Annotated in this window: 12 protein-coding genes; 8 read left to right on the forward strand and 4 right to left on the reverse strand. The window is 69.3% G+C overall.

Annotated features, from left to right (window positions below):
* The first annotated feature begins 30 nt into the window (after positions 1-30).
* Both M8A51_RS05140 and M8A51_RS05145 read left to right on the forward strand, forming a co-directional pair.
* Complete coding sequence (locus tag M8A51_RS05140) at positions 31-813, forward strand: 3-hydroxybutyrate dehydrogenase (RefSeq protein ID WP_251777083.1); 783 nt, start codon at positions 31-33, stop codon at positions 811-813.
* Positions 814-1,076: 263 nt separating this feature from the next.
* Positions 1,077-3,530 carry a response regulator gene (locus tag M8A51_RS05145; RefSeq protein ID WP_251777085.1) on the forward strand — a complete coding sequence of 818 codons (2,454 nt, stop codon included), beginning with the start codon at positions 1,077-1,079 and terminating at the stop codon, positions 3,528-3,530.
* Positions 3,531-3,543: 13 nt separating this feature from the next.
* Here M8A51_RS05145 and M8A51_RS05150 read toward each other — a convergent pair whose 3' ends face one another.
* Both M8A51_RS05150 and M8A51_RS05155 read right to left on the reverse strand, forming a co-directional pair.
* Entirely contained in the window at positions 3,544-5,091 is a 1,548-nt protein-coding gene (locus tag M8A51_RS05150; protein ID WP_251777087.1) for an MFS transporter, read from the reverse strand.
* Between the two features lie 92 nt (positions 5,092-5,183).
* Positions 5,184-7,199 carry a hybrid sensor histidine kinase/response regulator gene (locus M8A51_RS05155; protein WP_251777089.1) on the reverse strand — a complete coding sequence of 672 codons (2,016 nt, stop codon included), beginning with the start codon at positions 7,197-7,199 and terminating at the stop codon, positions 5,184-5,186.
* Between the two features lie 133 nt (positions 7,200-7,332).
* Here M8A51_RS05155 and M8A51_RS05160 point away from each other — a divergent pair, with 133 nt between their 5' ends.
* The gene (locus M8A51_RS05160) at positions 7,333-7,698 is read left to right on the forward strand and encodes a cupin domain-containing protein (protein ID WP_251777091.1); all 366 of its coding nucleotides are present in this window, start codon (positions 7,333-7,335) and stop codon (positions 7,696-7,698) included.
* On the opposite strand, the gene M8A51_RS05165 is transcribed toward M8A51_RS05160, so the two are convergent.
* Positions 7,695-8,633, reverse strand: coding sequence for a LysR family transcriptional regulator (locus tag M8A51_RS05165; RefSeq protein WP_251777093.1), 939 nt, complete (start codon positions 8,631-8,633; stop codon positions 7,695-7,697). The genes M8A51_RS05160 and M8A51_RS05165 overlap by 4 nt on opposite strands.
* 101 nt (positions 8,634-8,734) lie before the next feature.
* Between M8A51_RS05165 and gstA the strand changes: the two genes are divergently transcribed.
* The 3 genes from gstA to M8A51_RS05180 are packed head-to-tail and all read left to right on the forward strand — an operon-like array spanning position 8,735 to position 9,964.
* Positions 8,735-9,349 (forward strand): glutathione transferase GstA, encoded by a 615-nt coding sequence (gene gstA, locus M8A51_RS05170; protein ID WP_251777095.1) that lies wholly within the window; start codon positions 8,735-8,737, stop codon positions 9,347-9,349.
* 19 nt (positions 9,350-9,368) lie between these two features.
* Positions 9,369-9,590 (forward strand): tautomerase family protein, encoded by a 222-nt coding sequence (locus M8A51_RS05175; RefSeq protein ID WP_251777098.1) that lies wholly within the window; start codon positions 9,369-9,371, stop codon positions 9,588-9,590.
* Positions 9,587-9,964 (forward strand): nuclear transport factor 2 family protein, encoded by a 378-nt coding sequence (locus tag M8A51_RS05180; protein ID WP_251777100.1) that lies wholly within the window; start codon positions 9,587-9,589, stop codon positions 9,962-9,964. Before M8A51_RS05175 ends, M8A51_RS05180 begins: the two co-directional genes overlap by 4 nt.
* Here the strand turns inward: M8A51_RS05180 and M8A51_RS05185 are convergent.
* The gene (locus tag M8A51_RS05185; protein WP_251777102.1) at positions 9,924-10,880 is read right to left on the reverse strand and encodes a LysR substrate-binding domain-containing protein; all 957 of its coding nucleotides are present in this window, start codon (positions 10,878-10,880) and stop codon (positions 9,924-9,926) included. The two genes, M8A51_RS05180 and M8A51_RS05185, sit on opposite strands and share 41 nt — an antisense overlap.
* Positions 10,881-10,978: 98 nt before the next feature.
* Between M8A51_RS05185 and M8A51_RS05190 the strand changes: the two genes are divergently transcribed.
* The gene (locus tag M8A51_RS05190; RefSeq protein ID WP_251777104.1) at positions 10,979-11,974 is read left to right on the forward strand and encodes a Bug family tripartite tricarboxylate transporter substrate binding protein; all 996 of its coding nucleotides are present in this window, start codon (positions 10,979-10,981) and stop codon (positions 11,972-11,974) included.
* Between the two features lie 84 nt (positions 11,975-12,058).
* A complete protein-coding gene (locus M8A51_RS05195; protein ID WP_251777106.1) occupies positions 12,059-13,246 on the forward strand; it encodes an ABC transporter substrate-binding protein in 1,188 nt (395 codons plus the stop codon).
* Positions 13,247-13,251 lie beyond the last annotated feature (5 nt).

Raw genomic sequence — 13,251 nt, forward strand, 5'->3', positions numbered from 1 at the left:
TCCCATTCCTTCTCTTCAGGAGCTATTCGGATGTTGAATGCCAAGACGGCCCTCGTGACCGGGTCGACCAGCGGGATCGGCCTCGCGATCGCGAAGTCGTTCGCTGCACAGGGCGCCCATGTGCTGCTCAACGGTTTCGGCGATGCGGCCGGTGCGATCGAGCAGGTGCGAACCGCCGCACCGCGGGGCGACGCTGTGGTCGAGCATCACCCCGCCGACATGAGCGACCCGCGCGACATCGAGCGCATGATGCAGTTCGCGCAGGCTCGCTTCGGCGGTGTCGACATCGTCGTCAACAACGCCGGCATCCAGCATGTTGCGCCGGTCGAAGCCTTCGCGCCCGAGCAGTGGGACCGCATCATCGCGATCAACCTGTCGTCGGTGTCCCACACCACGCGGCTCGCGCTGCCGGGCATGCGCGAGCGCAACTGGGGCCGCATCGTCAACATCGCCTCGGTGCATGGGCTGGTGGGCAGCGCCGGCAAGTCGGCTTACGTCGCGGCCAAGCATGCCGTGGTCGGGCTGACCAAGGTGGTGGCGCTCGAGACCGCCGAGACCGGCATCACCTGCAACGCCATCTGCCCTGGCTGGGTGTTGACGCCGCTGGTGCAGCAACAGGTCGATGCACGGGCTGCCGAGCGCGGCATCGGCGGGCTGGAAGCGCAGCGCGGCCTGCTGCAGGAGAAGCAGCCGAGTGGCGACTTCGTCTCGCCCGAGCAGCTCGGCGCGCTGGCGGTGTTCCTGTGCAGTTCCGCGGCGTCGCAGGTGCGCGGCGCGGCGTGGAACATGGATGGTGGCTGGACCGCGCAGTAGCGCGTTTCCGACCCCGCTGTCCGTGGCACTGTGGGGCCGGTGGCGCGCGCAAGCCGGGGCGCACGGCTTGACCCTCCGCTGAAGTGCGCACCCGCAGCGGGCGCCTATGGTGATATCGGTCTTGATTCATCTCAAGATCGATGCAATGCTGGGGCCTTGTCCCATTTGCCCGGGCGCTCATGAGCGACGTTGCCGAGCCGCAATCAGCGTTCCTATCGACCTTGCCAGCAGGCCCTGCACAGCGAAAGCTGGCGCTCACAACGGTGCTGGTTTCGGCGCTCATCTTCGCCGGCCTGGCGCCATTCGCGAAGCTGCAGCTGCCGCGCATCGGGCCGTTCATCCCGGTGTACCAGTCGGCGCTGGTGGTCAACGACCTGGTCACCGCGGTGTTGCTGTTCGGGCAGTTCCACATCCTGCGCCGGCGCGCGCTGCTGGTGCTGGCCGGCGGCTACCTGGTCACCGCGGTGATGGCGGCGCTGCACATGCTGAGCTTCCCGGGGCTGTTCTCGCCGGGCGGGTTGCTCGGTGCCGGGCCGCAGAGCACGGCGTGGATCTACATGTTCTGGCACGCCGCGTTTCCGCTGTGCGTGATGGGCTATGCGCTCGGCTGGCGCCGCGAGTCCCGCGCCGCACGGCCGGGCCTCGCGATCGCGGCGTGCGTGGCGGTCGCGCTGGTCTGCGCGGGGGGGCTGGCCGCGCTCGCCACGGCCGGCCAGCAACTGCTGCCGCCGATCATGGAGGGCAACCGCTACACCCCGGCGATGATCTTCGTCGTCTCCAGCGTGTGGGTCTTCAGCGTGGTGGCGCTCGCCCTGCTGTGGCGCCGGGCGCCGCACAGCGTGCTCGACCTGTGGCTGATGGTCGTGATGTGCGCGTGGCTGTTCGACATCGCGCTGGCGGCGGTGCTCAATGGCGGGCGCTTCGACCTGGGCTTCTATGCCGGGCGGATCTATGGGTTGCTGGCGTCCGCCTTCGTGCTGGGCGTGCTGCTGCTCGAGAACGGCACCCTGTATGCGCGGCTGGCCGAGTCGCATGAGCGCGAGCTCAGCAAGAACGCTGAACTGCTGCACTTGAACAACCGGCTGGTCGGCATGAACGCCGTGCTGGGCGAGGCCAACACGCGGTTGCAGCAGGCGAGCCGGTTCAAGTCGGAGTTCCTCGCCAACATGTCACACGAACTGCGCACGCCGCTGACGGCCATCATCGGCTTCTCCGAGCTGCTGAAGGACGGTGTGGCCGGGCCGGTGTTGCAGAAGCAGGCGCACTTCTCGCGTCAGATCTACGACAGCGGGCACCACCTGCTGGGGCTGCTGAACGAAGTGCTCGACCTGTCCAAGGTCGAGGCGGGCAAGATGTCGCTCGACCTCGACGGCGTCGAGCCTGACGGGTTTCTGCGCGCCTGCCTGGCCACCTTCGAAGGCAGCACCGAACGGCGCGGAATGAAGCTGGCATTCGAGCCGCTGCCGCCCGGCACGGGCCACGGCGAACGCATCGCCGTCGATCCCCGCAAGCTGCGCCAGCTGGTCTACAACCTGTTGTCCAACGCGATCAAGTTCGCGCCGGACGGCGGCAGCGTGCGGCTGGTGCTGCGCCACGCCCCGCCCGGCACGCCGCAGCTGCACGACGCGCAGGGGCGGCCGACGCGCGTGCTGGCGCTACGGGCCGCGGTGGCGACACCGCGCGGGTACCTGGAGATTCGTGTCAGCGACGACGGCGCGGGCATGTCCGGCGACGACCTGGGGTTGCTGTTCGAGGCCTACCGCCAGGTGCGCTCGGGCGATGGCTACGGGCGCGTCGGCACCGGGCTCGGCCTGGCGCTGGTCAGCCGCTACGCCGAGCTGCACGGCGGCACCGTCGGCGTCGCCAGCGCGCCCGGGCGGGGCACCACGTTCGCCGTCTGGATTCCGTGGCGAGAAGCGCCGTCAGCGGCCCTGCCGCCGGAACAGGTGCAGATGCCGGCCGTAGCGGCGGCGGGCCGCCGTCGCCGCGCCGTCGTGATCGAGGACGATCCGGCCGCTGCCGAGCTGCTCAAGCTGCATCTCGAAAGCGCCGGCTTCGAGGTGCGATGCATCGACAACCCCGGCGACCTGCAACGCATGGCCGAACCGGTGCCCGACGTCATCACCCTGGACATCATGCTGCCGGGTCAGCTCGGCTGGGACGTGCTCGGCCGCATCAAGTCGCATCCGGTACTCGCGACGGTGCCCGTCGTGATCGTCTCGGTGCTGTCCGAACTGCAGCGCGGTTTTGCGCTCGGGGCCTCGAGCGTGCTGCAAAAACCGGTCGGCCGCGAGGCGCTGCTCCACGCTGTCCGCGACGCGGGCTTGCAGTCGCCACCATTGCGCCCGTGCAAGGTGCTGGTCGTCGACGACGACCCGGCGGCCGTCGACCTGGTGGCGACCGCGCTGGAGGGCCCGAAGTGCGAAGTGCTGAAAGCCTACGATGGCCCGACCGCGGTGCGGATCGCGAGCGATGCCGAGCTCGATCTCATCGTGCTCGACCTGGTGATGCCCGGGATGAGCGGTTTCGAGGTCGTCGAGCAGGTGCGGCGCCAGCCGGCCAAAAGCTCGGTGCCGATTCTGGTGATGACGGCTCAGACGATCAGCCCGGCCGAGCAGGAACTGCTGCAGGGCCGGGTGGGACGCATCGTGGGGAAGGCGACATTCGACGAGCGCCGCTTCCTGTCGGAAGTGCGCAACGCATTGCACCAGCACTGAAAGCCGCGCCGACCTACGACGCTTTCGCGGCTGCCACGTCCGCGGTGGCGCCCTTGCGCAGGATGGCCGCCGCGACCACGCTTGCCGCGACGACGATCAACGCGCCAGCCGCCGCGTTGAACTGCAGCGCATCAACGAAGGCTGCGCGCGAGGCGCCCAGCAGGGCCTGTCCGACGCTCCCTGGTACGCTTTCCGCAGCGGCGACGGCTCCGCCCAGCGTCGTCATCGCCGTGGCTGCCGCCTCGGCCGGGACGCCGGGCGGCATCGCGCTCGCCAGGCCGGTGCGGTAGAACACGGTGCCCAGGCTGCCGAACACGGCGATGCCCAGCGCGCCGCTGAACTCGGAACTGGTTTCCGAAATTGCCGACGCCGCGCCGGCGCGCTCCGGCGGCGCGGCCGTGATGATCATCTCGTTGCCGATCGTGAACACCGGCGCCATGCCCAGGCTCATCACCACCATGCCGACGACCACGAGCGCCAGCCCGGCGCCGGTGCCGGCCAGCGTGATGAGGCCGAAGCCGACCGCCGCGCCGGCCAGCCCCCACACCAGCAGCGAGGCACCGGTGACGCGTTGCGCGATGCGCGGCGCGAACAAGGAGCCGGCCACGAAAGCCAACGCCGACGGCACCGTCGCGAGGCCGGCGGCGAGCGGCGACAAGCCGAGCACCAGCTGCAGGTATTGCGTGACGAAGATGTAGACGCCGAACATCGCCAGGCACGACAGCGCATAGGCCGCGATGGCGGCGCTGAAGGTCGCGCGGCGGAACAGCGTCAGGTCGAGCAGCGGATAGGCGAGCCGGCCCTGTCGCCGCACGAACAGCCAGCCGACGACGACCCCTGCCAGCACCAGCAGCACGGGGAGCCAGGCGAGACCGTGTTCGGCGATCTGCTTGAGGCCGTAGATCGTGACCAGCACCGACGCCAGCGACAAGGCCACGCTGGCGGCGTCGACGCGGCCGGCGTGCGGGTCGCGGTATTCGGGCAGCAGGCTGGGGCCGACCAGCAGCAACAGCAGCATTACCGGCACCGCGACCAGGAACACCGAGCCCCACCAGAAGAACTGCAGCAGCACGCCGCCGACCAGCGGCCCGATCGCCGCGCCGAGCGAGAAGGCCGCGATCCATACGCCGATCGCGAACTGCCGCTGCTGTTCGTCGTGGAACATGTTGCGGATCAGGGACATCGTCGACGGCGCCAGCGTGGCCCCGGCGACGCCGAGCAGCGCGCGCATCGCGATCAGCATCTCGGCGCTGTCGGAGAACGCGGCCACCGTCGAGGCGGCCGCGAAGGCCGCCGCGCCGATCAGCAACAGCTTGCGCCGGCCGATGCGGTCGCCCAGCGTGCCCATCGTGATCAGGAAGCCCGCGACGAGGAAGCCGTAGATGTCGACGATCCACAGCAGCTGCGAACTCGACGGCTGCAGCGCCGTGCTGAGCGCGGGCAGCGCGAGGTTGAGCACCGTCATGTCCATGGCATAGACCAGACACGGCAGGGCGATCACGGCCAGACCGATCCATTCGCGGCGGCCGGCCTTCGGGGCGGGGTGGGAGGTGTCCATCATGATGAAGCTCGGAGTGTGCAGTATCCACACGACGAACGAGCGTCGCGCGGTTCGACATTCCGGGTCTTCGTAAGGCGGTCGCGCCCCGGCCGCTATGTCCGTTGTGCCAGCAGCGCGTACAGGGCCTGCGGGTCGGTCGGCTTGGTGCAGTGGTGGTCGAAGCCGGCGTCCCGCGCCCGCTGCTGTTCCTCCTGCTGGCCCCAGCCGGTCAGCGCGATCAGATGCACCGTGCCGCCCCAGGGGCGCGCGCGGATCTCGCGGGCGACCTGGTAGCCGTTGAGTCCCGGCATGCCGATGTCGAGGATGGCCACGTCCGGGCGCAGCTGCTCGGCCGTGGCCAGTGCCTCCTTGCCGTCGCTGGCGGTGTGGACCCGGTGTCCGGCGATCTCGAGCAGCAGCGCCAGGCTGGACAGGGCGTCGACGTTGTCGTCGGCGATCAGCACCTCGCGCGATGGTGCGCCCGTGGCGACACCAGGCGACGCGGCAGGGGCGGCCGAAGCGGCGCCGACCAGCGCCGGCAGCCGCACGACGAACTCCGCGCCCCGCCCGATGCCGGCGCTGTGCGCCTCGATCGTGCCGCCGTGCAACTCCACCAGCCCGCGGCTCAGCGCCAGCCCGATGCCCAGCCCGCTCTCGGCGCGGCCGAGCGCCGGCGCCACCTGCGAGAACATCTGGAAGATCTGCTCGCGCGAAGTTGCCGACAGGCCGATGCCGTTGTCGCGCACCCGGATCACCACCTGCCCGCCTTCCTCGTCGGCGCGCAACTCGATGGCGCCGCCGTCATCGGTGTACTTGGCGGCGTTCGACAGCAGGTTCGACAACACCTGCGCCAGCCGCAGAGGGTCGGCGTCGAGTAACACGTCGTGCGGTGGCAAGCTTTGCGTGAAGCGGTGGTGGCGTGCGTCGAGCAGGGGCCGCGCGGTCTCCACCGCGGCGTCGACCACCGACGCCAGGCTCACCTGCTTGCGCCGCAGCGCGAGCCGGCCGCTGGAGATGCGTGCCACGTCGAGCAGGTCGTCGAGCAGCAGCCCCATGTGGCGGGACTGGCGCTCGATGATGTCCAGCGCCCAGGCGTTCTGCCCTGCCGGCAGCCGCTGCATCTTCGCCAGCTGCACCGCCTGGCGGATCGGCGCCAGCGGGTTGCGCAGCTCGTGCGCGAGTGTCGCGAGGAACTCGTCCTTGCGCTGGTCGGCCTCCTGCAGCGCCTGCACGGCGCGCACCTGCTCGGTCACGTCATGGCCTTGGGCAAAGATGCCGCGCACCGCGCCGCTGGCTTCGACCACCGGCTGGTAGACGAGGTCGACATAGCGTTCGACCAATGGACTGTCGGGCCCGGACTGCAGCATCAACCGCATCGCACGGCCGACGAAAGGCTGGCCGCTTTCGTAGACGCGCTGCAGGATCTCCTCGAAACCCTGCTTGCGCACTTCCGGCAGCGCCTCGAACACCGGCAGCCCCTGCAGCGGCCGGTGGCCGACCAGTTGGTAGTAGGCCTTGTTGACCATCTCGAACACCAGCTGCGGGCCGCGCAGCAGCGCGATGAAACCAGGGGCGTTGTCGAACCAGGTCTGCAGTGTCTGGGCGGTGTCCTGCGCACTGCGCACCAGGGCGTCGCGCTCGCGTTCGGCGATCACGCGCGGCGTTTCCTCGGTGCAGGCGCAAAACAGCCCGCCGACGCCGCCCAGCTCGTTGTGGATGGGGCTGTACGACCAGGTGAAATAGGTTTCCTCGGCATAGCCGTTGCGTTCCATCACCAGCAGTTCGCGCTCGTTCCAGGTCGGCCGCCCGTGCAGCATCACCTCGTCGACCTGCGGGCCGAGCACGTTCCAGATGTCGTTCCAGAACTCGCGTGCCGGCCGTCCGAAGGCTCGCGGGTGGCGCTTGCCGAGCACCGGGATGTAGGCGTCGTTGTAGATGTTGATCAGCTGCGGGCCCCACCAGACGAACATCGGAAAGCGCGAGTTCAGGCAGATGCTCACGGCGATGCGCAGGCTCTGCGGCCAGCGCTGCACGGCACCGAGCGGCGTACTCGACCAGTCGGTGCCCAGAAACAGGCGGCCCATCTCGCTGTCGGGCAGCGGCGGCAGGGTGGGGCGGGAACTGCTCATGCAGCGAGCCTAGCGGAGCGCCACGGCGCGGCATGTCATCCTTCGTTACAGCGCGGCGGCCGCGCTCGGCCGGGCACAAGGCCTGCTCGCAAGCCAACGCTTGCCCCTCACCGTCACCGACTGGAGTCCGACGATGGCCCTGCCCCATGCTCAACTGCTCGACGTCATCAGCGTGCGCCCGCTCGGCGAAGCGCTCGCGACGGCCGTCAGCACCAGCCTGCTGAAGACCGACAGATTGCAATTGCTGCACCTCGTGCTGCACGAGCACCAGGACCAGCCTGAACACCACGTCGGTGACGAATGCACGATCCATTGCCTGGAAGGCGACGTCGAGGTCGTGACGCCGGGCGGCACGATGCGCATCGGCCCCGGAGAGCTGGTCGTGCTGCCGGGCCAGCAGCGGCATTCGCTGCGGGCGCGCGGCGATTCGGCCGTGCTGGTGACGCTGCTGCTGAACGGCGGCGACGCCGGCACCGGTGGCGGCGTCGCCGCCCCTTAGCGGGCCCGGTCGCCCGTGCGTTGCAGGCGCGGCGGCAGCTGTTCGAGCAGGAAGTCGATGAACACGCGCACGCGGCGCGGCATGTGTCGCACAGAGGGGTAGAGCAGCGAGAACGGCCGCGATGCCCCCGCGTAGCCCGGCAGCACCTCCTTCAGCGTGCCGGCTTGCAAGTCCTGATCGACGATGAACCGGTAGGTTTGCACCAGCCCGGCGCCGTGCCGGGCCAGCGTGACCGGCGCCAGGATGTCGTCGGCGCACCGCAGCGCGCCGTGCACCGGCACCTCCCGGTCCTGCCCGTCGTGCCGGAACACCCACGGCACCAGTTGCCCGCTGCTCGGCAGGTGAAAGTGCAGGCATTCGTGCTGCGCCAGCGACTCCAGCGACGTCGGCGTGCCGCGTCGCTGCAGATACATCGGCGACGCCACCACCACCAGCGGCGCGTCTTCCAGCCGTCGAGCGACGAGACCCGAATCGGGCGGGTTGCGCCCTCGCACCGCGAGGTCGTAGCCCTCGGCGGTGAAGTCGATGTTGCGGTTGCTCAGTTGCACTTCGAGCTGCACCTCGGGGTAGCGCTCGCGAAACAGCGGCAGCAGCGGCAACACGCGGTGATGCCCATACGAGGTCGGCAGGCTCACGCGTACGGTGCCGCTCGGCACCTGCTGCTCGCCGGTCAATTCGCGCTCGGCCTCCATCAGCTGGCCCAGCGCTTCGCGGCACTGACGGTGATAGCTGGCGCCGCCTTCGGTCAGGCGCACGCGCCGCGTGGTGCGCACGAACAGCTGCGACCCCAGCCGCGATTCCAGCCTCGCGATCGAGCGGCTCACCGCCGCCGGGGTGAGCCCGGCCGCGGCGGCTGCGGCCGTGAAGCTCTGCAGTTCGGCGACCCGGCAGAACAGCTCGAGGCTGCCGAGGTTGATGTCGTCAAGCCGGCGCATTGGAGCACTTCATGGAAGAAATGAATTGAATGATGCCCCATTTATTGTCTGTTGAGTCCTGAATATCGTGAAGGCTTCGTTATCTCTCCAGGCAACCCACCATGAAGCTCTATTACGCCCCCGGCGCCTGTTCGCTGGCTCCTCATATCGTGCTCAGGGAAGCAGGCGGCGAGTTCACGCTCGTGAAGGTCGACACGGCCCGCCACGTCACGGCCGACGGTACCGACTACGACACGCTCAACACCAAGGGCCAGGTGCCGATGCTCGAGCTGGACGACGGGACGCGCCTCACCGAGGGCCCTGTCATTGCGCAGTTCATCGCCGACCGGCTGGGCGCCTCCGCGCTGATGCCGGCGGCCGGCACGATGGAGCGCTACCGCGTGCAGGAGTGGCAGAACTACATCACCTCGGAACTGCACAAGTCGTTCACGCCGCTGTTCAATGCGGCGCTCGACGCCGGCGCCAGGCGCACCTTGTCCGAAGTGCTGCGGAAGAAGCTGCAATGGGTCGACCGTGGCCTCGCAGGGACCGATTTCCTGACCGGCGGCGTCTTCACCGCAGCGGACGCCTACCTCTACACGGTGTGCGGCTGGGCACGGCATGTCGGCCTGGACCTGTCGCCATTGACCCACCTGCAGGCCTTCCTGCAGCGCGTCGCGCAGCGCCCGGCCGTGCGCGCCGCGATGAAGGCCGAAGGCCTGGCGCTGCCCGCCTGACCCCATCACAGGAGACCCCATGCCCATCGTCACGATCCAGGTCACCCCCGCAGGGGTGTCCGCCGCGCAGAAAGCTGCGCTGATCGAGGGAGCCACCGAGTTGCTGGTGCGCGTGCTCGACAAGGACCCGGCCCTGACCTTCGTGCTGGTCGAGGAAATCGAGCCCGACAACTGGGGTGTCGCCGGTCAGACGGTGACCTCGCTGCAACGGCCGCAGGCCGGCGCAGGAGGGACACGATGAACGCGCCCTTCGCCGACGTCTGCGCGGTGCTGGCCGACTACTTCGAGGGGCTGTACCGCAGCGATACGCGGCTGTTGCGGCGTGCCTTCCACCCCCGCGCCATCTATGCGTGCGCCACCGACGCGGCGTTGCTGCGGCTCGACATGGACGAGTATTTCGGCATCGTCGACCGGCGAGCGTCGCCGGCCAGCCGCGGCGACGCTCGTGCGGATCGCATCCTCTCGATCGATTTCATCGGCCCGGTCACGGCGCTGGCCCGCGTCGAATGCGAGATCCTGCCCAAGCGCTTCAGCGATGTGCTCACGTTGATCCGCGTCGACGGGCGCTGGCAGATCATCGCGAAGGTCTTCCACTACGAGCTGGAGGCGACGTAGGGCGGGCAGGCTCGCCGTCATTCGCCTCCTTCGCTGCCTGGAGCAGCCAGTCCTCGAAGCCCTGCAGCGCCAGCGTGCGCGGCGCGGCCTTCGGGATGCAGACGTAGTAGCCCCGCCCGGTGGAGGCGGCCACCGGCAGCGGGATCACCAGGCGGCGCTCCTGCAACTCCCGCTCGATCAGGCAGCGCTGCACCACCGCGACGCCCAGCCCCGACATGACGGCCTCGACGATCCCGGAGACCAGGTCGAAGCCGGGGCCCAGTTCCACCTCTGCGCCCGTCCATGCGGCGGCCTGCAGCCAGATCTGCCAGTTGCCGGGATAGTTGGCGTGATGCAGCAGGGGGTACTGCAGCAGGTCGGCCGGTGCACGGATGCGGGCGGCGATCGACGGGTGGCACACGGGCACGATCTCGCGTCCGACGAGATAGCTGGCCTTGACATGGCGCGGCCAGCGTTGCGTCGGCGAATGGCGCGTCTGGACCCAGCAGTCGATGTCGGGCCGCAGAAAATCGTCGTCGACGAGGTAGGTCTTGAAGATCAGCTCGACGTGCGGATGCTGCGCACGAAACCCCGACAGCCGCGGCACCAGCCAGCGCGTGTTCAGCGACGGGATCACGCACAGGCGCAGCGGCTCGCGCGTCGAACCGGGCGTGCGCAGCTTGCGGGCTGCAGTTTCGAGCAGCGCCAGCGCGGGCGAGACCTCTTCGAAGTAGCTGCGGCCGCGCGCCGTCAGGCTGATGCCCTGCGGGCTGCGGTGCAGCAAGGTGCATCCGACGCGCTGCTCCAGCCGCAACACGGCCCGGCTCACTGCGGCCTGGGTCACGCTCAGCGCCGCGGCCGCTTCGGTGAAGCTGCCCGAGCGCGCGGTACAGACGAAGGCGTGCAGTTCACTCAGAGAGGGCGACAGGATCCGCATAACCCAATGTAATGACGTGCGCCCGGATTGTCGCTTTCGCTGCGCTGCCCCCGCAGCTATCGTCTTCCCGCACAACATCCCTCGAAAGAGAGCACGACATGAAGACCGGAGACATCACCCGCCGACGCCTGCTGCAACTGGGCGCCGCCTCGGGCGCCGCGTGGGCGGTGCCTGCCAGCAGCCAGGCGCAAGCCAGGTACCCTCAGCGCCCCATCGCGCTGGTCGACAGCTTCACTGCCGGCGGCAGCTCCGATCTCTTCGCACGCCATCTGGCCGAGCAGATGGGCCCGATCCTGGGGACGACCATCGTGGTCGAGAACAAGCCCGGCGGCGGCGGCGTGGTGGGCACCGAACACGTGGCGCGCAGCACGCCGGATGGCTACACGCTGGCGATGGCGACGGTCAGCACCATGGCGACCGGCCCGGCGGTCAGGCCCAAGCTGCCGTACGACCCGGGCAAGGACTTCGTGCACATCACCAACGTGGTGAACGTGCCCAGCGTGCTGGTGGTGCACCCGTCGGTGCCGGCCACATCATTGAAAGAGCTGGTCGGCCTAGCCAAGCGCAAACCCGGCGAACTGACCTTCGGCACGCCCGGCATGGGCTCGGCCGGGCACATCCTGCTGGAGCAGTTCATGCAGTCGTCGGGTGCGAAGTTCCTCAACGTGCCGTACCGGGGCGGCAGCAGTGCGTCCAACGACCTGCTGGCCGGGCACATCCTGGTGGCCAGCGACAACCTGCCGTCGATGCTGCCGCACATCCAGTCCGGCAAGGTGCGGGCCATTGCGGTGCGCGACCACCAGCGACTCGCGCTGTTGCCCGATGTGCCGACCTATGCCGAGGAGGGCTATCCCGAGGTGTCAGCGCCGCTGTGGTTCGGGCTCGTGGCCCCGGCAGGCACGCCCAGGGACGTCGTGCTGCAGTTGAACCTCGCCGCGCACCAGGCCATCGCCACGCCGGCCTTCCAGGCGCGGCTGCGGGCGGTCAGTGCGAGCTCGGCGGCGAACAAGCCCGAGGAGTTCGCGCAGCAGGTGCGCACGCTGTTCGAGAAGTACAAGGACGTCGTGCGCAAGGGCCAGATCACCCTCGGCTGACGCCGACCGCAAGCCGCAACAGATGCCCCGGGGCGAGCCGCACCGGGCGGGGACAGGTTCGTCCCGCACACACGAGGCGCCACGATGGACCGCGCTGCACCACCGACACGAGGTTCCGTATTCGCCGTTCTGCGCGCAGGCGCGCTGTCGGCTCTGCTGGCCGCCGGCACGGCGCTGGCGGGCGCGCCGGGCGTGTATGCGGACCGGGTCGTTTTCGGCCAGTCCGCCAAGCTGAGCGGCTCCGGCGGCACGCAGCTGGGCCGGCAGTACCGCGACGGCGCCTTGCTCGCCTTCGACGAGGCCAATCGCGCCGGCGGCGTGCATGGCCGCCGCATCGATCTGGTCTCGCTCGACGATCGCATCGACCGCGACCAGGCGGTTGCGAACACGCGGGCGCTGATCGACGAGCATCGCGTGTTCGCGTTGACGCATTACACGTTCACCAACCCCGTCAAGGCCGCGCTGCCGCTGGCGCGGGATGCCGGCATTCCGTTCCTCGCGCCGTACACGGGCTACCCCGAGCTCTACACGCACACCCCGGCCCACGTGTTTGTCATGCGGGCCAGCTTTGACGACGAACTGAAGACCATCGTCCGGCACATCGAGACGGTGAACTTCCGGCAGATCGGCGTGGTGTTCTATGCCAATGCGCTGGGCGAGGAGTTCCGCGACGACGTGGTCGCGAAGCTGCAGACGATCGGCAGGCCTCTGGCCGTGCAGGGCTCGATGCCGCTGAACGCGAAGGACCCGCTCGCAGCGGCCGGCCCGGCGGCCGATGCCCTGCGGCAGGTCTGCCCGAAAGTGGTGATCCTGGGCGTGTCGGGCCGCGACGCGGCATCGATCGTGCGGCGCATGGCCCAGACGGACTGCCCCGCGCCGCGCTACTTCGCTCGCGGCCTGGTCGACATCTCGCTGCTGAAAACCGAGCTCGGCCCTGCAGCGCGCGGGATCATGGTGACGCAGGTCGTGCCCAATCCCCATCGCTCCGGCCATCCGCTGGTCCACAGCTACCGCAGCCTGATGGCGCAGCGCTCCGCCGGTGCGGTGCCCGATTTCGTCGAGTTCGAGGGCTACATCGCCGGCCGTTTCATCGTGCAGGCGCTGCGACGCTGCGGGCCGCAGCTCGACCGCACGTGCTTCGTTCGCGCGCTGGAGAACGAGCAGCTGGCAGGCCCGAACCCTTACCGCCTGGCCTTCGGTGCAGGCCGGCGTCTGGGCAGCCGATACGTGAATATCGTGATGCTCGCGGACGACGGACGGATCGCAGACTGAGGACT

The sequence above is a fragment of the Caldimonas mangrovi genome (assembly GCF_023721835.1).
In the GTDB taxonomy this organism is placed as follows: Bacteria; Pseudomonadota; Gammaproteobacteria; order Burkholderiales; family Burkholderiaceae_C; genus Caldimonas; species Caldimonas mangrovi.

Excerpts from the sequence above, each read along its gene's own strand:
- M8A51_RS05180 (WP_251777100.1), top strand. The coding sequence starts at position 9,587 with ATGAACGCGCCCTTCGCCGACGTCTGCGCGGTGCTGGCCGACTACTTC.
- M8A51_RS05165 (WP_251777093.1), bottom strand. The coding sequence starts at position 8,633 with ATGCGCCGGCTTGACGACATCAACCTCGGCAGCCTCGAGCTGTTCTGC.
- M8A51_RS05190 (WP_251777104.1), top strand. The coding sequence starts at position 10,979 with ATGAAGACCGGAGACATCACCCGCCGACGCCTGCTGCAACTGGGCGCC.
- gstA (WP_251777095.1), top strand. The coding sequence starts at position 8,735 with ATGAAGCTCTATTACGCCCCCGGCGCCTGTTCGCTGGCTCCTCATATC.
- M8A51_RS05195 (WP_251777106.1), top strand. The coding sequence starts at position 12,059 with ATGGACCGCGCTGCACCACCGACACGAGGTTCCGTATTCGCCGTTCTG.
- M8A51_RS05150 (WP_251777087.1), bottom strand. The coding sequence starts at position 5,091 with ATGATGGACACCTCCCACCCCGCCCCGAAGGCCGGCCGCCGCGAATGG.
- M8A51_RS05175 (WP_251777098.1), top strand. The coding sequence starts at position 9,369 with ATGCCCATCGTCACGATCCAGGTCACCCCCGCAGGGGTGTCCGCCGCG.
- M8A51_RS05185 (WP_251777102.1), bottom strand. The coding sequence starts at position 10,880 with ATGCGGATCCTGTCGCCCTCTCTGAGTGAACTGCACGCCTTCGTCTGT.
- M8A51_RS05155 (WP_251777089.1), bottom strand. The coding sequence starts at position 7,199 with ATGAGCAGTTCCCGCCCCACCCTGCCGCCGCTGCCCGACAGCGAGATG.
- M8A51_RS05160 (WP_251777091.1), top strand. The coding sequence starts at position 7,333 with ATGGCCCTGCCCCATGCTCAACTGCTCGACGTCATCAGCGTGCGCCCG.
- M8A51_RS05140 (WP_251777083.1), top strand. The coding sequence starts at position 31 with ATGTTGAATGCCAAGACGGCCCTCGTGACCGGGTCGACCAGCGGGATC.